The organism is Flavobacterium sp. B114r (assembly GCF_056824125.1).
In genome coordinates this window covers 5,579,377-5,597,409 of sequence record NZ_CP124858.1, presented here as the reverse complement: position 1 = coordinate 5,597,409, position 18,033 = coordinate 5,579,377, and the positions used below count along the sequence as shown (strand labels likewise).

Genomic DNA, 18,033 nt, shown 5'->3' with positions numbered 1-18,033 from the left:
AGTTATTTCCGTTTTTTTATTAGTTTGTATTTTGAATCACCGGGATATAAATATCAAAAGTTGCACCTTTATTTTGTTCGCCTTCTGCGGTGATAAAACCGTTATGGTTTTCTACTATTTTTTTTACGATCGCAAGTCCAATTCCTGTTCCTGTGTATTCGAGTTTGCCGTGTAAACGCTGAAAAACTTCGAATATCTTTTTACTGTACTGTGGTTCAAACCCAATACCATTATCCGAAATACTGATATGACAATACTCTGTTTCTTTTGATAAGGCATCATTATTTAAAGCTGCTCCTTTGGCAAACTTGCTTTTTATTTTTATTATCGGATTAACATCAGGTTTCGAAAATTTTAATGAATTGCTGGCTAAATTGTACAATAATTGTCTGAACTGAAACGGAATAATACTTACTTCAGAAGTTTCGTTGCTTTCTATTTTGGCATTTTTTTGTTCAAGTTCTTCTTTAAGATCTTCTTTTACTTCATCAATGATTTGAGAAAGATTGACTTTTTCAAATTTTCTTTCCTGAATGTTGGTTCTTGAATACGAAAGTAAATCATTGATTAATGTTTGCATTCGTTGAGCGGCATTTTGCATTCGTTGAAATTTATCTTTTCCGTAATCTGATAAATTTTTAGATTCTTTCTCTGTAATCTGCGTTGCAAAAGTCTGAATTTTTCGCAATGGTTCCTGCAAATCGTGGCTGGAAATATAGGCAAACGATTGTAGTTCTTTGTTCATTTGCTCGAGCTCGATATTTTTTTGTTCAAGTTCTTTTGTTCGTGCCGTAACTTGTTTTTCTAATTCCTGGGTAAATGCTTTTTCAGTTTGGATATCTGTAAAGGCTCCAACCCATTTTATGATTTTATTGTCTTTATTCAAAACTGGTTCACCAATTACAGCATGCCATCTATAGGTTCCGTCTTTTCTTAAAACCCGTACATCTGTTCTGTATAATTCTCCGGTTGCTAAACTGTTGTTCCATATTTTGCTGTTTTCATCAAAATCATCAGGATGAATCATAGATTTCCACGCGGCTTCACCGGTAGGAATTACGCCGGTATATTCGAACCATTTGCCTGAGGTAAACAAAGCATTTCCTTTTTCGTCTGTTTCCCAAATAAGCTGCGGGATACTTTCTGTAAGAGAGCGGAATCTTTTTTCGCTTTCTTCGATTTTTTTTCTGGTTTCGACTTTTTCAGTAACATCAATCACCGTCATTTTTATTCCAGAAATAGTATTGTCTATTTCACGCATTGGCGCATATTCAAAATCGATGTACATTTTGTATTCCGTATTTCCATTATTTAAGTAAAACAATGATTCAGATTCTGAATGTACATTTCCTGTCGTATAGACTTCATTTAAAAGTCTAGCGTATTTTTGTTTTTTAAGTTCCGGAAAAACGTTTAATATATTTTCACCCTGAACATCGCTTTCATTTTTTCGCCATATATTTTTCAAAAGTGCAGCATTCGCCATTTCGATGGTCATATCTTTTCCTCTTAAAATAGCTTTTGGAACGGGAGATTCCATGACTAGTTTACGGAACCTTTTCTCGCTTGCTTCAAGTTCCTGCTGATGATTTTTTTCGTCAGTAATATCCCTTACCGTGCCCAATAATTTTTCGGGATTGTTTTCGTCATCATAAAAAAGTTTCCCTTTCGCCTCGACCCAATGAACCGATTGATCGTCCCATATTACTCTGGCTTCATATTGTATGGTTCCTAAAGCAATGGATTCTTTAAAAGCTTTTTCACGTATGTGTAAATCATCCGGATGAATATGGCTTAGGAGTTGGGCATGAGTTAGAGATTCTTCTTCTTTATAGCCGGTAACGATTTCAAGATATCTTTTAGAATATTGAAGATCTTTGGTTTTTATCGCCAGTTCCCAAGTACCTAATTCACTGGCTTCGACGATAATATTAAGTCTTTCTTCGTTAAGTTCTATTTTTTTTCTGGCTTCGACTTTTTCAGATACTTCAGTTGCAATTGCAATTATTCCTGAAATTTCTCCGTTTTCTTCTTTTAATGGATGATAAAGAAAATCAAAATAGAAAATCTCATGATTTCCATATCGGTTTATAGGTACAGCAACTTCGTTTCCGTGATAAGGAATCCCGGTATTAAAAACATCTTTCAAAAGTGAACTTACTGTTTCTTTTACTTCCGGTAATGATTCAAATAAAGGTTTGCCTACAAAGGTTTTTTCTTCTCTGGCAACCAACTTTAAGTAAGCTTCATTGGCCATTTCGACCATATGATCCGGACCTCGCAAAATGGTAATTCCTACCGGAGCTTGTTTTACTGTATTACGAAAACGTTTGTCAGCTTCTTCAATTTTTTGTCTTGCAATAACTTGTGGAGTATTGTCTAGTACCCAAATCGCTATTTTTGTTACTTTGCCTTCTATGTTTTTTAGTGGTGCATAAACAAAAGTAACGTATACTTTTTCTTTTTTTCCATGCCTGATAAGTAACATTTCTACCTCATTGGCATAAAAAGGAGTACCGTCAGTAACTACCTTTTGAAGAGGAATTTCATAACAGGATTTTACTTCGGCAAAGCTTTTCCAATAGTGTTTCCCTGCAATTTCTTCACGGGATTTTCCTGCAACTTCAATGAAACTGTCATTTACAATTTCGCTAATTAGAGTTTCTGCATCCAGTACGCAAATACCAATTGGCGATTGCAATACCATACTTCGTAAATTCTGTTCGCTTTCTTCAATTTTTTTCTTGGCTAAATTTAAGTCTGTTAAATCGACGCCAGTATTCATTACACCATAAATATTGCCATTTACGTCATATATTGGCGTTAGGCTATAATTAAAATAATAAGTACCTAAATTACCATCAACGGTAAGGTCTAAGGGAGTATTTTGTGTATGAAAAGATTTCCCGGTGTTTAGAACTTCATTAATCTGCTCAAAGACTAATTGATTGTCGAGTTCAGGAACTACATCTTTAAATGATTTTCCTATTACATCATTGCCTTTTCCCCATACTTTAATAATAGAGTCATTGGCCAATTCAACAATCATTTCCGGGCCAACATACAAAGCAATAGGAAAAGGTGCATTCTCTACCAGTTCTCTAACTTTTTGTTCGCTTTCTTCTACTTTTGAGCGAGAAACTACTTGTGTGGTAACTTCTATGGCTATTCCTACAACGCCCGAAATTGTTCCGTCAGATTCTGTAAGCGCTTCATAAACAAAATTGATGTAAGTATCTTCTATCTTTCCATTTCGAAGAAATTTAACGAGTTCCTCATTGGCAATAAATTTTTGTCCGGTATTATAAACATTGTCTAAAAGGTTTTCGAGATATTGACTTTTTGTATCAGGCAATGCTTCAAAAATAGGTTTATTAAGTACTTTTTCTGCCGTTGTTCTCCATAATCGAATCATTTGCTCATTTGCAATTTCGACAATGTGGTTCTTGCCCCTAAAAACACACATAGCGACAGGAGCCTGCATGATATTATTCTGATATCGAATATTGCTTATATTAAGAGCTGCTGTGGCCCTGACTTTTTCTGTAGTTTCAATAACTGTAACTAATATGCCGCCAACTTCGCCATCTTCTTTTTTAATAGGGCTGTAAGAGAAATTAAAATAACATTCCTCATCAAATCCGTTCCTGTTTAATGTTAATTTAAGATCAGGAAAACTAACTGCTTTACTTTGCATGACATCATGAAACATTGGACCTATAGTGTCCCAGATTTCAGAAAATGTGATTTGAGAACTAATTCCTAAAGCCTCAGGATGTTTGTTAGAGCCAAGGATAGGACGAAATGAGTCGTTATAAATTTGCGTATATTCTTTTCCCCAGACAATGTACATTCCAAACGGATTGTTGAGCACCACAGCGACCATGGTTTTAAGACTTTGTGGCCAGGTTTCTGGATTGCCTAAAAGTGTTTTGCTCCAATCTTTAGTACGCATCAATTCACCCATTTCTCCACCATCGGTCAGAAAATAAAGATTCTTATTTGTAAGGCTCATTCCAAAAACGAATTAGGGTTGGAGTATAAATTGCTCTCTTATAGGTTGCTTAAAGTCATTTTGTGATGCTATAGTCAGAGCATTTTCGATCACTTTTTTTAATTTAGCAAACTCGCCTGGTTTGCGAATATAATATGTTGCTCCTTTTTCATACATTTTGTCGACTATTTCATTATCCAGAGAAGTCGAAAAAATAATTACAGGGAGATTTTTAAGTTCTTCCTTTTCTCTTATTTCCGTCAAACATTCGTGACCATTTTTTCGGGGCATATTCAGGTCCAGAAAAAGAATATCCGGTAAATCGCCTGAAGAAATAGTGGCTAAAAAATCCATGAGTTGTACTCCGTCATTTACTGTCGTAAGCGATACAGGAAGTGATAATTCATCAAGTGCTTCTTTAAAAAAAGCGCAATCATCTTCGTCATCATCTGCCAGTAATAAATTATAATTCTGCTTGCTCATTTTAAGTATTGTAAGATTTAATATGTTGGTCCAATCCCGGTTAATCTCTGTGTTTCTGGAAAAAAATGGTTTTGTTGGTCTTTTATCTGTTTGTAAATCAGTTGTTTTTTGTTTAATACAGCGTTTCAATTGAAACCTTTCTGCGTCGTATCTATGATGAATTTAAATTCAAAAATGCGATTATTTCGCTAAGATAAGATTAATTGTATTACAAATAATCATGAATATTTTAATAAATTTAACGCTTTTAGGGCTAATTATGTAATCGTTTTGTTTTAAAATTAACATCTTGTAAATTAAGAAGTTGAGGTTTGTAAAGTTTACTTCGGAAATCAACTTCAAAAAAAATCCGCCAAAAAATGAATTTGACGGATTTAAGATATAATCTAAGAGGATGAAGTCGTGAGGTATAATTGTTTTTAAATACATAATCCCAAAGTTCAATGTCTTATATTTTAGATTGAAGATTAACGATTTTTGAATTTTGCTGTAGTATCTGTTTTTCCAGGTTTTACACATCTGTAATCAAAAATCGTTAATCAAAAGTCACCAATCATTTTATGTCGACAAGGCTAAGCCTTTTGCTTTAAAATTACTGTATAGTACCTGACGTGCACTGCTAATTGTTTCTTCTGTACGGTAAATGCTGCACCAGAATTTAATTTGCAATTTGAATTTTCCATCAGCAATGGCGGTGTAATAAATATGAGGAGGTTTAGCATTATTTACCAATTCCATGCTTTCGAGAGATTCCAGTATTAGCGTATTAATTTCTTCCGGCATAATTTCTCCACTCACTTCTGCAGCGATTTCTACCAGTTTAAAATTGTCCGTATAAGTCCAGTTGGTAATGTTTTGAGACAATAAATTACCATTTGGAATAATGATTTCGGCACCATTTGCTGAGTTAATTTTGGTAGTACGCAATCCCATCGATTTTACACGGCCGGATTCAGAACTAATATTGATCACGTCGCCAATTTGTATGGGTTTATCGAAAATCAGGATAATACCCGAAACGAAATTATTAACCACACTCTGTAGACCAAGTCCAACACCAACACCCAAAGCTCCCAGCAAAATACTTAGTTTGTCTAATGGCATTCCTGATGCGGCAACGGCCAAAAGATAACCACTAATTAATACCACAAGTCTTGTAATCAATAATTTAGAATGCTGTCTTTTGTTGATGTTTTCTTCGTTCTCATCATCGACTTCTCCAAAAAAGTAAGCGACATAATTCTGTAATAAATGCGCGAGCCAAATGATGATAAAAAACAAGACGATATTTCCTAAAGTAAAGGTGATGCTTCCAATTGTGTTGGGATGACTTAAAATTGAAGTTAAACCGTCACGTAAAGATTCCCAGATATTCAGATTAGCAGCGATGACCACAATCCACATATAACTGATCAGGATAATGAAAGGTTTTTTGAGTGTGTCAGACAAGCTTTCGAAATCAAAAATCTTTTCGATACCACGTTTTACTCTTGTCGTGTAGATTTGTAAAAGGATAACTTCTAAAATTATTTTTAAAAACACACTTAATGCCACAATTTGCGTTAGCGAAATAAAAGCAGTAAGGCTTAACATATTAGCAAGAGAAACACGGCCGAATACATTATTTAGTAAGGCTAAAACATTCAGGCCTATAAAAATAATAGTCGCCCATTTGAAAAAACCTTTTATATAAAGCTGATTTTTTAAAGTCTTTATCTGAACAAAACCGTAACGTATTCCTAAAATATTGATTATAATAAAGGCACAGCGTTGTATAAAACCAACGGCAATAAACAGGTCTAGGAAACAAAGAATAAAAAATAATACTAAAAGAAACATCCAGTTGCGTATTGCGGTAGAGGACCAGTCGTTTCTAAAAAGGAAAGTAAGAAGACCAAGAAGGCAAAGCTGAACCAGTTCAATAAACATCGCCGGAGCATATAAGTTGCTCACAACAGCAATATTCAAGGCAATAACAGCGACCGGAATAATAACGCCTCTATTTAGATATTTAAAATTAAATTGAGCAAGGTTTTTTGAATGTCCGTTATTTTTCAGGTATTTTAGGTTGCGTGCAATATACCAGCCTAATATTCCCATTAAGAGGAGCAATGAGATTATGGCACCAGCTTTGTAACTTAAATAATAGGAAGCAACGCTTTGTTCGATAGCAATTTTAGCTTTGATGTTTTGACCTTCTATTTTTTTTGCCACAGAATCATTTGTACTCCATAAAACAGGATATTCTCTTTTAAGAATACTGATTCCTGATTGTTCCAGTTTACTGTCAACAGTGATTAAAGCATTCGAAACTGCTATTTTTCTTTCAACAGTCAGTCTTTTATTATCATTTAGGATATTTTGATTTTTGGTCATCAGGCTATCCGTGCTGAGGTATCTGTCTTTAAGATTGGCAAACTCTTTTTTAAATTGTTGGCGTTTAATGGTATCTGTCAAAAGCCCCATTAAGGTTTTGTCTTTGCGCAAGTCAATTACTCTGGCTTTTATTTTTTCGAGAGCAAGGTTGCGGGAATTGATTGCGGTATTTTGTTCGTCCAGTTCCTGTTCGATTTCTTTAAGTACAATACGATACATTTGCTGATTGCGCACATTAGGATTTGCTCCTTTTATACTTACTAAAATAAGATCAAGTTTACTTTGTGTTCTTTTAATTTCTCCAAACAAATGATAGCTGTTGGCATCAAATTCAGTATCATTATGAGCAGATTCTAAAACTTCTCCGGCTTTTTCGATAGCCATCAGATAGTCACTGTCTGTGGCACTTTCTTCAAAAAGTTTCGATTTGGTTTCCGTTTTAGGAGGTGCAGTTTCCGTTTTGACCGGTGCGGTTTGTGAATAGGTAAGCGGCGCGTAAAAAAAGACGGCTAACAGGGCGAGTAAATAAATATAATTTCTTTTCTGAATCATAATGTAAGGCAATGAATTTAAGTATCAAATGTAATTTTTTTTAAGATATTTATGACTTAAAGAGATAATAAAATTTGGTTAAGAGATTTGTAGATTGGAGTTTTATGACATTCAGTTTATTTTTTTTAAACACATAGAAACGTAGCTTTAGCAAGCGTAAAAAAAGTCGTTTCACTTCGATATGAATTCACATAGTAAGATATCAAGAAACCATTTGTTTTGATATAAGGATATTGCTATTGGAGAAAATCATGATTTTTTTAATATGAATTTCACGCAGATTGAAAAAAATTAAACGGATTTACGCAAATTAATTTTAATAAAAATCTATTTCAATCTGCTTAAATTTTTTTCAATCTGCCTGAAATAAAATTCTATTGTCCTGATAGCTGTCGGCGTGGTTTAAAAAATATTAAAACCTATGTTTCTATGTGTTTAAAAAAAATAACACAAAGATTTAAAAATATTATATTCGTACTCTCATACCAGAATTACCAAAACAACAAAAAATGGAAAATATTACTGTAATCATCATGTTACTTTTTGGGGTTGCTTTTTTGAGCCTTATCAGTAAAAAATATAATTTTCCCATTCCGATTGTGCTGGTACTTTGTGGTGTCATTATTAGCGTTATTCCGGGACTTCCTGTGATTGCTTTGAGTCCTGAAATTGTTTTTATTGTCTTTTTGCCACCGCTTTTATATCATGCCGCATGGTACACGAGTTGGTCAGATTTTAAGCAAACAATCCGACCAATTACTTTGGCGGCTGTTGGTTTGGTGCTTTTTACTACTGTTGCCGTGGCTGTTGCAGCTCATATGTTGATAGATGATATCTCTTGGCCGTTGGCTTTTTTGTTAGGAGCAATTGTTTCACCACCGGATGCAGTTTCGGCTACTTCGATTACCAAAGGTTTGGGTTTACATCCAAGACTGATTGCGATTCTCGAAGGCGAAAGTCTGGTAAATGATGCTAGTGGTCTGGTAGCGTACAAATATGCATTGACGGCAATTACGGCCGGAAATTTTGTACTCTGGCAAGCGGGACTGAATTTTCTGGTCATGTCGGTATTAGGAATCTCCATAGGTTTAGGGGTTGGCTATGTCATGAGTTTTATTCATAAAAAGTTTGTTTGCGATGAGGTGATTGAGGCGACTTTAACTTTACTGACGCCTTTTGCATCTTACTTGATTGCAGAACATTTTGAATGTTCCGGTGTTTTGGCCGTAGTGGCAACAGGTCTTTTTCTTTCGGCAAGATCCGGAACGATCTTCACCCACGAAAGCCGAATGATGACGGGAACAATCTGGAGTGTTCTAACGAATATCCTAAACGGATTAATCTTTATTCTGATAGGATTACAGTTACGACAGATTATTGCAGGAATAGGTGATTACTCGGGTTTGTCTTTGTTTATTTGGGGCGCTTCGGTAAGTTTGGTCGTGATTTTGGTGCGTTTTTTATGGGTGATTCCGGCTACTTTGCTTCCCAGATATATCAGTAAAAAAATCCGTTTGCAGGAAGAATTTGATTTTAGGAATATGATTGTTTTTGGCTGGTCCGGAATGCGTGGCGTAGTCTCGATGGCGGCGGCTTTGGCATTGCCTTTAATGATGAATGAAACCCAGGAATTCCCACTGAGAAACCTCATCATTTATCTGGTATTTTGTGTAATCCTTTCGACTTTGGTTATTCAGGGATTGACTTTGCCATGGCTGATTAAAAAACTAAAAATAGAAAAATACTCGATCATCGCCGAAGAATACGAAATACGAAACATTATCGTGTCGCAAACCATTACCCATATCGAAGATAATTTCTCGTTACTCAACAACGATTTACTCCACAACATCAAAAGCAAATATGAAGTAAAATTCAACCGCCTCCAAAAAACGGAACTCCCTGCCAACTTCTTCGGAAAAGGAAATGTAATGGGAGGGGAGATTTTTAATGATTTTACCAAAATACAAATTGATCTCCTAAATGTCGAACGCAGTAAACTAGAATCGATGCACAAATCTGGTTCTGTCAATGAAGAGATTTTCAGGAAGATTGAGAAGGAACTGGATTTGGAGGAGACGAGGTTATGGATGGAGATGTATGAGGAGTAGGGTAATTATTGTTTATCGTTATCTTATAATTTTTAAATAATTTTAAGGTCTAAAAAATCTAAAGTGTTTTAATTATATTTGTATTTATCATCTTACTACCAAATACCAAGTTAAATGAGTGGGGGGAATATATAAAATTACTTAACAGTTTAATCAAGAAAGTAATTAGAAAAATCCGTTTTTATCAGCGTTTTCGCTTTAGCGAATCAGTAAAATCGGCGTCTAATTTTGACGCGGATAAAACAGATTTACTTCGTAAAAACGCAGATAAAAACGGATTTGATTTGTAATAATTTTATTTTTAAAAGCTTAACTTAATGACATTGAGCTATCGGGATTGCGCACTTTGCGGTAAATGTCATTTATTTTACTTTTTTAGAATAAAAATTATACATCAGGATGATGATGATAAACTCCAAAAATCGTTTTTAGTAAATTTCGAGGTATTCAAACACACCAAACCTCAACCTCAAAAGCCTGCGAAAATCCAATAAAACTGTATACTGTATCTTGAAAATGTATAAAAATTACACACTTATAAAATAGGTAAAATAGTTAATTCGCTGAAAAACAGTAAAAAATGACAATGGCACAACGCTTGCAAATTGGGAATATGTAAATTCTTTTTCGATAAATGAAAATAATGAATCGGAAAGAAAACAAATCATAAGTAAAAGCCCATAGCAAGCAATCAAAAAGTAGTGTCATATGAAAAGTGAAACCTTAACATCAGAACAATTTTATACTTCGAGCCCAAATAGTAATAACGAACAAGCCTTAAAAAGTTCCATTTTTCGTATTAACAACTCGACTTCTTCATCAAAAAAAGTGAGCGAGCGCACCAAAAGTAAGTTTGGTTTATTTGTATTGATAAGTACATTTATCCTTATGTTTGTTGGAGCTTACTCGGTTTACCATTTACAAGATGACTTTGATCAGTTTCAGATTGACCGATTGAATTCAAGTTGGGGACTTCCGTTTTTGATTATTGCGGGAGTATTGTTTTTCTTTCAGACGGGAGTTTTCCTGTATAATTTATACTTGTATTTTAAATACAAACCAATCGAATCAGTTTCAGACGAAATGTTGCCAACCGTTACGGTAATTGTTCCGGCGTATAATGAAGGGAAACTGGTTTGGGATACTTTATTGAGTTTGGCAGATAGTGATTTTCCTGCGCATAAATTAGAAATATTAGCTGTTGATGACGGAAGTAAAGATGATACATGGTACTGGATGCAACAGGCGAAAATAAAATTAGGGGACCGTTTGACTATTTTTCAACAACCTGTAAACGCAGGAAAACGTCACGCCTTATACCGTGGATTTGAATTAGGAACGGGAGAAATTTTTGTAACGGTAGATAGTGATTCGATCGTTAAAAAAGATACACTTAGAAATTTGGTTAGCCCGTTTGTAGTTGATGAAAAATGTGGGGCAGTTGCTGGAAACGTGCATGTACTGAATAGTAAAAAAGCCATATTGCCAAAAATGCTTAACGTAAGTTTTGTAATGAGTTTTGAATTCATGCGTTCTGCAGAAAGTAAATTAGGATCTGTGCTTTGTACTCCGGGTGCAGCGGCAGCATATCGTAAAACGGCTGTATTTGCTTGTCTTGACGAATGGATTAACCAAACTTTTATGGGACAGCCGTCTGACATTGGTGAAGATCGTGCGATGACCAATATGATCCTGAAACAAGGACAGCATGTAGTGTTTCAGAGAAATGCTTATGTACTGACAAACGTTCCTGAGGAATATACAGGATTATACAAAATGTTTATCAGATGGAGCAGAAGTAATGTGCGTGAAAACATTGCAATGGCGAAATATGTATTTACAGATTTTAGAGAAGGATCTAAATTTGGTTCAAGACTTTTATGGTTAAATCAGGCATTAAGAATCGTTATGGCATATCCGTTTATGCTTTTTATGTTCTTTTTTATTGCTATACATCCGTTATTGTTTTTGAGTTCAACGCTTTTAGGAATATTAATAGTATCAAGTTTTCCAGTTTTGTTTTATGCTAAAAGATACAATTTGTCTGATTCGCTTTGGGCGTATTCATACAGTGTTTTTTACACCTTCAGCTTATTCTGGATTACACCATATGCCATTGTTACAGCCAATAAAAGAGGTTGGTTAACACGTGGTTTAGTTTAAAAATTTTAAATATTAGAATTAGAAATAGAAATTAGATTTTGTTTTTGAAACTCCTGTTCACCTGAACAGGAGTTTTTTTATGGGATTAAATGTGATGAGTTTTTATAGCCACTGATTAAATGGAATTAAAAAGAATTTCCATTTATATCGGGCTAAGGTACTCATTTGCATGATAATATTCGTTTCTTTTGTCATCTCGACCAGAGGGAGAGATCACAAAAGAAACTCGGCAAAGATTGCTGATTTTCTTTGCGGCGTTTCTTGTTTGATATTGTGACCAAACGGTTGAAACCGTTCGCTATGTTTTTATAATTAAGATTATTTGAACCGCATTCTTAACCCGACAGGTTTCAAAAACCTGTCGGGTTTGTCAATAAAAATAAATTAAAAAAAACAATTAATAAAAGAATGTTCATTCATTTATTGTTTTATATTTGCAAAAAAAGAGTATGAGAATTAGAGATGCAGACAAGGAAAAGTTGGTAATCGAAATGGCAATTGATCAGATTGTACGTGACGGATTTCAGGGTTTCAGCATGAATAAGCTGGCGAAAGCTTGTTCGATTTCTGTAGGCACTTTATACATTTACTACAAAGACAAAGATGATTTAATACAAAAAATAGGTGCCATAACTGCACTCAAATATTTTACCAGTACGGTAAAAAACTTTTCACCCGAAATGTCGTTTGAGGAAGGATTATGGAAGCAATGGGAAAACCGCGCGGCATTTACCATGAAATACCCAAAGGAAGTTGCTTTTTTTGAAATCATCAAACATTCCCCTCACTCAGAAATCATTCTCGATTCGATTAAAGAGTTTGCAGATTTTAGAAAAACTATGACTGAGTTTATGGAAAACGGTCTTCGTAACAAAGAACTGGTTCCCATGACATTTGAAGCATTTTGGTCTGTCGCTTACGGACCATTATACACGCTGTTGAACTTGCATACTGAGGGTAAGAGTATGGGAGGAAAGCCATTTAAGCTTACCAAAGAAATTATGAAAGAAGCTTTTAGCCGAACCATAAAAGGATTAATACCATGAAAAATTATGGGAACAAATTTAAATGCCATACATATTTTTAAAACAGATATTAAAAATATAGACCCAGCCTGCGAGATGCGCAAAACGTTGGATAGTGATTCGAATATACAGCAATGGAGCATTGATTGCGAAGATGTCGATTGCGTACTTCGAGTAGTTTCAGATGTATTAAAACCTGACGCCATCATAGGAATGATCAACGATTTTGGGCACGAATGCCAGGAATTAAATTAATAAAAAAAAAACCAGTTTATATGGAAAAAACAATAGGGGACAGCCCCGCTTTTACTTTTAACCAAAAAATTATCATCGCTATTCTGGCACTTTTGCAGTTTACTGTAATACTTGATTTTATGGTCATTTCTCCGTTAGGAGATATCTTAATGAAACACCTTGATATGACAACGTCAAACTTTGGTTTTGCCGTTTCTGCTTATGCTTTCAGTGCAGGAATTTCAGGACTATTGGCAGCAGGTTTTGCAGACCGGTTTGACCGAAAAAAACTTTTGATTTTCTTTTATACAGGATTCATCATCGGTACGGTTTTCTGTGCCTTTTCTACAAGTTACCACATGCTGCTTATGGCAAGAATTGTTACCGGACTTTTTGGTGGTGTTATTGGATCTGTTTCCTTGGCGATTGTAACAGATTTATTTGTTATTCATCAAAGAGGCCGCGTTATGGGATTCATACAAATGGCGTTTGCAACAAGTCAGATTTTAGGAATTCCGGTTGGTTTGTATTTTGCAAATCACTGGGGATGGCATTCCGCATTTATTATGATCGCCGTTTTAGGTGTTTTTATTCTTCTTGCTATTATAACCCAGATGCAGCCTATCACGAAACACTTAGAGGTACAATCAGATAAAAATCCTTTTCTGCATCTTTGGCATACACTAAGCAATAAACAATATCAGGTAGGTTTTGCTTCAATTGCATTTCTATCTGTTGGAGGTTTTATGTTACAGCCTTTTGGGAGCGCCTTTTTGGTCAACAACATTCACATTAGCCAGCTCGAACTGCCAATGGTATTCTTCTTTACAGGACTTTCAGTATTATTTATCATGCCTTTAGTTGGAAAATTAAGTGATAAAGTCAGCAAATTCAAATTGTTTACAGCAGGTTCAGTAATTTCTATCATTATGATTTTAATTTATACGAACCTGAATCCTATTCCGCTATGGGAAATCGTAGTCATCAATATGATTTTGTTTATGGGAATCATGAGCCGTATGATTCCTGCAACAACACTAAATACCGCTATTCCCGGCTTAGAGGATCGTGGAGCCTATATGTCAATCTCGTCTTCTTTACAGCAAATCGCGGGTGGAATCGCGGCCGTTTGTGCCGGATATATTGTACAGCAAAAAACGAAAACTTCCCCGTTGGAAAATTATGATATCCTGGGATATGTAATTGCTGTGATTACAGCCGTTTCAATAGTATTAATTTGGAGAGTAAATCAGCTGATAAAAAATAAGGACAAAGTAAAAATTTAAGATCCTTAGTTTAATTTTTTAATAAAAAGCATGTGAGATTGATTCAATTTTACATGCTTTTTTCTAATTGTAGCGATACTGTTTGTCTGTTATCCTCTTCGATTTTGTCTTTGATTACTTTAAGAAAATCTTTGGCATTATCGATGTAAAGTAATATTCTTGATGGTTGTTTTGTAATTCCAAAAGGTAAACTAACAAATATTTTATCTCTTAATTCGATAGCAATATTATGAGGTTCTAACTTTCCCAGTAATGCAAATTTTACAAGTTCGCTGCTTTTTTCATAATCTCCTTCAAATTTTTGTATGGAATGGAGTAGGTCAAAAGGTATTTCTAAAGTATCGAAAAGTCCGTATCGGATTATAATTTTTTGAGATAAAACAAGATGACTTCTAAAAAAAACGGCTTTCAAGTGACCAATCAGATTGATTAAAATATAAACATGAAGAACAAGTAAAAGTAGAGAAACCGTTTTATTCCAGGAGATGAGCAGGAAATGCAAACCAACTGCTTCAAAAACCGAAACAAGCATTAAACCGATATAAACGGCACTCATACCGCTTTCTTTATAACCTGAAAAACTATTTCCAGTATTATTATCATTATTATTTCTTCTCCACTTTATAAAACAATAATAAAAAGAACAAACTTCAAAAGAGATCATCTTTGCTAGTTTTTTAAATTTTATGGCTTCCTGCAAAGAATTCGAAATGATAGAATAATCATCCTGTTCGATGTTGTTTTTTTGTTTTAAAGTCTTTCTGAAGTTTTTTATAAACTGAAAAGCTTTCCATATTAAGTAGATTAGAAATGCAATGTTGAAATATATCTTCAACTGAAAAAGCCCTTCAAAAAAATTGCCCTCCATTTTGAAGACATAAGGAGTAATTTTAAAAACAGAATACAAAACAAACCAAAAAGTAAATTCAGTTTGTTTTTTTCTGGTCAATACATAATATAATAAAGGCGTTACGACCAGAAATAATGCAGTTGATGCAGAAAGTAAAGTTGAATTATTTTTGATCAAATAACTGAAACTTATTAATGTTATAATAATTTCTATTACAGCAAAAATAATTAGTGAGCTATATTTTTTTAACATAAAGTGTGGTATCCTTTTTACCCTTAAAAGTAGCAATTTTACGAATGTATTAGACTATTTATTAACTGATTTTTTTAGTCCTGTAAACTCGGCATCTTGTCCAGATGACAAACTATTTTCTTTGCCTATTTACTCATTCCTTAACTTAATGGCATTGCCTACACGCAATTGCAAAAGTTTTAATAGTCGTTGCTCTTTTTAGATCAAAAAGTTCTAAAATAAAGAAAGGGAATAGTGTTGAACTATTCCCTTTTACGTTATTAATAGAATTAAACAAGCTTAATTCTGCTCAGCAATTGCTGATTTATTAAGCTTAAGAACCCTAATTGTTTTATTCGTGTTATCAGACAAAAACAAACGATCGTTAAGTTGTGCAACACTTACAATAGTACCAAATGGGTTCGTTCCTAAAACATCAGAAACATTTACACTTGCAGTATAGTTGCGGGCCATAAAGTCTGCTTTAGGATAAAGACGTAAATAATTCAGGCTTCCGGAGTTTTCTGAAGTAATTGCCCAGTCTTTACTAAAACTAATCGCAATAGGCTTAGCATTAAAAGTTTCGGTAACCGGTTTTAATGGTTCTGTGATTGAAGCGGTCGCATTGGCTTTTATACCTGCAATATTATAGTACAAATAGCTTTTTGCATCTCTTCCTGCTACCACTAAGTTCCCTGCTTCAACATCCAACGAATATACCTGATCAAAACCGTTTAAAGTATTTAATTTAGCAATTGGTTTTAAATCCCAGGTACTGGTTTCAGTGATTTGAGAAGTTTCTAAAACTTTAATAGACGTTTCTTTTTCTTTTACGAAAACTAATCCGTCTTTTACCACAACACCAAAAACGTGTACAAAAGTATTCCACCATTGACCGTTTCCAACAGTACTGATTCCGGCATTTGTATTTTCATCCATTACAAAAAGTCTTGAATCAACACTTCCAATATAAATTCGGCCATTGTCAACCGCAACAGAAGAAATCTTTGTAAACGGAATAGTTGTAGTTCCTTTTTTATATTCTGCAATGGTCTTGATATGTGCCAAAGTTACAGCGTTGAAAATTTCAAGTACATCACCATTTGCTACATACAATTTTTCGTTAGCAATCGTGATCCCTTTCGGGTCTAAAGTTCCTGTTCCCGTTCCAATTTGAGCTGCAGTTATCGTTGCTTCATCAGTAGGGTAGAAGTAATCGTAACTGGATGGGTTTCCGTCTGCAGAATCTTTGCTGCAATTGGTAAACAGGCAAAGTAAAAGTATTAAAAAAGGTGTTTTATTCATGATAGTTTTGTAGGTTAGTTCCATTTTCCTTCTCCTTTGTATTTTACCAAAAACGTATTTTTAGGATTAATTTTAAAGACAGGTTTTCTATAAGTTCCTGTTAAGTATTTGGTCTTCATATATCCTTTTAATATATCAGGATCTGTAAACGGAAGATCATTTAAAGAAATCAGGTATTTATACAAATCGGTTAACATCTCCTGCTGACCTCCACCTTGGCCGCTATTGGCTAAATTACTGCTGTGACTGTAACCACTATGATGAGAATATTCATGAGACCAGACAGACATTTCGCCATTCCAGTGTCCCGTTACATATCCGGATTCCCATTGCGATGCCAAAGCACCTCCGCCCCAGGCAGAACCTCCGCCAACCATTGCCATATTCAGTGTACGGCTATCAATATAAGTATTATACGTTTGTTCGATTTGAGCTTTTGTCAGATAATCATAAACGCCATCGACATCATCAGCATTTCCGTGCCAGTTTAAGGCTCCATTTATTTCTGTTCCGGCCGTTATAGCCTGTTCTTTTTTGTATCGGTCAAAATTCATGAATGTATCATAATACAAAGGATGACTAATGGCATATGAGAAATTGATGATCATTGTGATCGCTTCTTTAGCCAAAACAGGATTCATCGGTAAATATTTATTAGGATCATCAGCAGGATTATTAAGATGGTACTGCGTGCTGAATTGTACTAGTCGATTTGATTTAATTTTCTTGAATTTAGCAAATAATGGATCATCTGATTCTACAGAAAATTCGATCGCTCCGGAAGAAAATCCGCCAATTTTATCAATCGTAACCGTTTTTCCGTTCTCTAACTCGTAATCATGTTTGCCTTCAACCAAAGGAAGTTGGTGAAATGAACGATGAAAAGCCGGAACTTTAGAAAATTCATAAATCAAAAAACGCTTGTCATAATTGGCCAATTTTGCATAGACTTTTACATTGCTGAGTCCAACCGGAGAATAGAGTGAAACTTGTACGGAATCTTTTCCTTTTTGAATGATTTGCATCGGTTGATTTACGCGAAACCAACGGTCTTTATTATCATACATTTTTGAAGAGCTTTCATCGTCTTCAAACATCGTCATCGGACGGTTTCCCTGAGGTAAAGTAGTGGCATCAATGCTGGGTAAATAATTGGCTTTGTAATTGTCGCCTTTTGAATCATCATCGCTGCAGCCAACAAGTACGGCTGCAAATAATGCCAATGGCAAAAAATAAGAAATGGTTTTTCTCATAGGGTTTGTAGGTTAAATTTGGGGTTTTAATTATAAAACGCAAAACTATCAATATCATTATTAAAAACAAGAATATTGACAGAAAATTGCGATTTTATTTTCTTCAAAAAGTAGGGTTTTGTAACTGTATAATTATTTGTTTCCATTTTTATTTGTTGCTAAAACGAAGG

General features: G+C 34.5%; 11 protein-coding genes. 5 read left to right on the top strand and 6 right to left on the bottom strand.

The features are described 5' to 3' along the window. Window positions 1-19 precede the first annotated feature (19 nt). The 3 genes from QLQ94_RS23205 to QLQ94_RS23195 all read right to left on the bottom strand — a co-directional run bounded on the left by QLQ94_RS23205 (window position 20) and on the right by QLQ94_RS23195 (window position 7,405). Window positions 20-4,015 carry a PAS domain S-box protein gene (locus QLQ94_RS23205; RefSeq protein WP_482498678.1) on the bottom strand — a complete coding sequence of 1,332 codons (3,996 nt, stop codon included), beginning with the start codon at window positions 4,013-4,015 and terminating at the stop codon, window positions 20-22. Between the two features lie 12 nt (window positions 4,016-4,027). Continuing rightward, window positions 4,028-4,477 carry a response regulator gene (locus QLQ94_RS23200; protein WP_271338288.1) on the bottom strand — a complete coding sequence of 150 codons (450 nt, stop codon included), beginning with the start codon at window positions 4,475-4,477 and terminating at the stop codon, window positions 4,028-4,030. 558 nt (window positions 4,478-5,035) lie between these two features. Continuing rightward, the gene (locus QLQ94_RS23195) at window positions 5,036-7,405 is read right to left on the bottom strand and encodes a mechanosensitive ion channel family protein (protein WP_271338289.1); all 2,370 of its coding nucleotides are present in this window, start codon (window positions 7,403-7,405) and stop codon (window positions 5,036-5,038) included. 509 nt (window positions 7,406-7,914) lie between these two features. On the opposite strand from QLQ94_RS23195, the gene QLQ94_RS23190 reads away from it, so the two are divergent. The 5 genes from QLQ94_RS23190 to QLQ94_RS23170 all read left to right on the top strand — a co-directional run bounded on the left by QLQ94_RS23190 (window position 7,915) and on the right by QLQ94_RS23170 (window position 14,224). Beyond that, entirely contained in the window at window positions 7,915-9,516 is a 1,602-nt protein-coding gene (locus tag QLQ94_RS23190) for a Na+/H+ antiporter (protein WP_271338290.1), read from the top strand. A 708-nt stretch (window positions 9,517-10,224) separates the two neighbouring features. Continuing rightward, window positions 10,225-11,679, top strand: a complete 1,455-nt coding sequence (locus QLQ94_RS23185) for a glycosyltransferase family 2 protein (RefSeq protein ID WP_271338291.1) — start codon at window positions 10,225-10,227, stop codon at window positions 11,677-11,679. A gap of 449 nt (window positions 11,680-12,128) precedes the next feature. Beyond that, window positions 12,129-12,725, top strand: coding sequence for a TetR/AcrR family transcriptional regulator (locus QLQ94_RS23180; protein ID WP_271338292.1), 597 nt, complete (start codon window positions 12,129-12,131; stop codon window positions 12,723-12,725). A 6-nt stretch (window positions 12,726-12,731) separates the two neighbouring features. Continuing rightward, complete coding sequence (locus QLQ94_RS23175) at window positions 12,732-12,959, top strand: hypothetical protein (protein WP_482498675.1); 228 nt, start codon at window positions 12,732-12,734, stop codon at window positions 12,957-12,959. 20 nt (window positions 12,960-12,979) lie between these two features. Next, window positions 12,980-14,224, top strand: coding sequence for an MFS transporter (locus QLQ94_RS23170; RefSeq protein ID WP_482498673.1), 1,245 nt, complete (start codon window positions 12,980-12,982; stop codon window positions 14,222-14,224). Between the two features lie 49 nt (window positions 14,225-14,273). Here QLQ94_RS23170 and QLQ94_RS23165 read toward each other — a convergent pair whose 3' ends face one another. The 3 genes from QLQ94_RS23165 to QLQ94_RS23155 all read right to left on the bottom strand — a co-directional run bounded on the left by QLQ94_RS23165 (window position 14,274) and on the right by QLQ94_RS23155 (window position 17,863). Then, complete coding sequence (locus QLQ94_RS23165; RefSeq protein ID WP_482498671.1) at window positions 14,274-15,326, bottom strand: hypothetical protein; 1,053 nt, start codon at window positions 15,324-15,326, stop codon at window positions 14,274-14,276. A gap of 279 nt (window positions 15,327-15,605) precedes the next feature. Then, window positions 15,606-16,634 (bottom strand): PQQ-binding-like beta-propeller repeat protein, encoded by a 1,029-nt coding sequence (locus QLQ94_RS23160; RefSeq protein WP_271338296.1) that lies wholly within the window; start codon window positions 16,632-16,634, stop codon window positions 15,606-15,608. Further along, entirely contained in the window at window positions 16,625-17,863 is a 1,239-nt protein-coding gene (locus QLQ94_RS23155; protein WP_271338297.1) for a hypothetical protein, read from the bottom strand. The genes QLQ94_RS23160 and QLQ94_RS23155 overlap by 10 nt, the downstream gene beginning before the upstream one ends. Window positions 17,864-18,033: the final 170 nt, after the last annotated feature.

What these genes read in the sequence shown, in the direction of transcription:
- QLQ94_RS23205 (WP_482498678.1), bottom strand. Translation starts at nt 4,015, where the DNA reads ATGAGCCTTACAAATAAGAATCTTTATTTTCTGACCGATGGTGGAGAA.
- QLQ94_RS23200 (WP_271338288.1), bottom strand. Translation starts at nt 4,477, where the DNA reads ATGAGCAAGCAGAATTATAATTTATTACTGGCAGATGATGACGAAGAT.
- QLQ94_RS23195 (WP_271338289.1), bottom strand. Translation starts at nt 7,405, where the DNA reads ATGATTCAGAAAAGAAATTATATTTATTTACTCGCCCTGTTAGCCGTC.
- QLQ94_RS23190 (WP_271338290.1), top strand. Translation starts at nt 7,915, where the DNA reads ATGGAAAATATTACTGTAATCATCATGTTACTTTTTGGGGTTGCTTTT.
- QLQ94_RS23185 (WP_271338291.1), top strand. Translation starts at nt 10,225, where the DNA reads ATGAAAAGTGAAACCTTAACATCAGAACAATTTTATACTTCGAGCCCA.
- QLQ94_RS23180 (WP_271338292.1), top strand. Translation starts at nt 12,129, where the DNA reads ATGAGAATTAGAGATGCAGACAAGGAAAAGTTGGTAATCGAAATGGCA.
- QLQ94_RS23175 (WP_482498675.1), top strand. Translation starts at nt 12,732, where the DNA reads ATGGGAACAAATTTAAATGCCATACATATTTTTAAAACAGATATTAAA.
- QLQ94_RS23170 (WP_482498673.1), top strand. Translation starts at nt 12,980, where the DNA reads ATGGAAAAAACAATAGGGGACAGCCCCGCTTTTACTTTTAACCAAAAA.
- QLQ94_RS23165 (WP_482498671.1), bottom strand. Translation starts at nt 15,326, where the DNA reads ATGTTAAAAAAATATAGCTCACTAATTATTTTTGCTGTAATAGAAATT.
- QLQ94_RS23160 (WP_271338296.1), bottom strand. Translation starts at nt 16,634, where the DNA reads ATGGAACTAACCTACAAAACTATCATGAATAAAACACCTTTTTTAATA.
- QLQ94_RS23155 (WP_271338297.1), bottom strand. Translation starts at nt 17,863, where the DNA reads ATGAGAAAAACCATTTCTTATTTTTTGCCATTGGCATTATTTGCAGCC.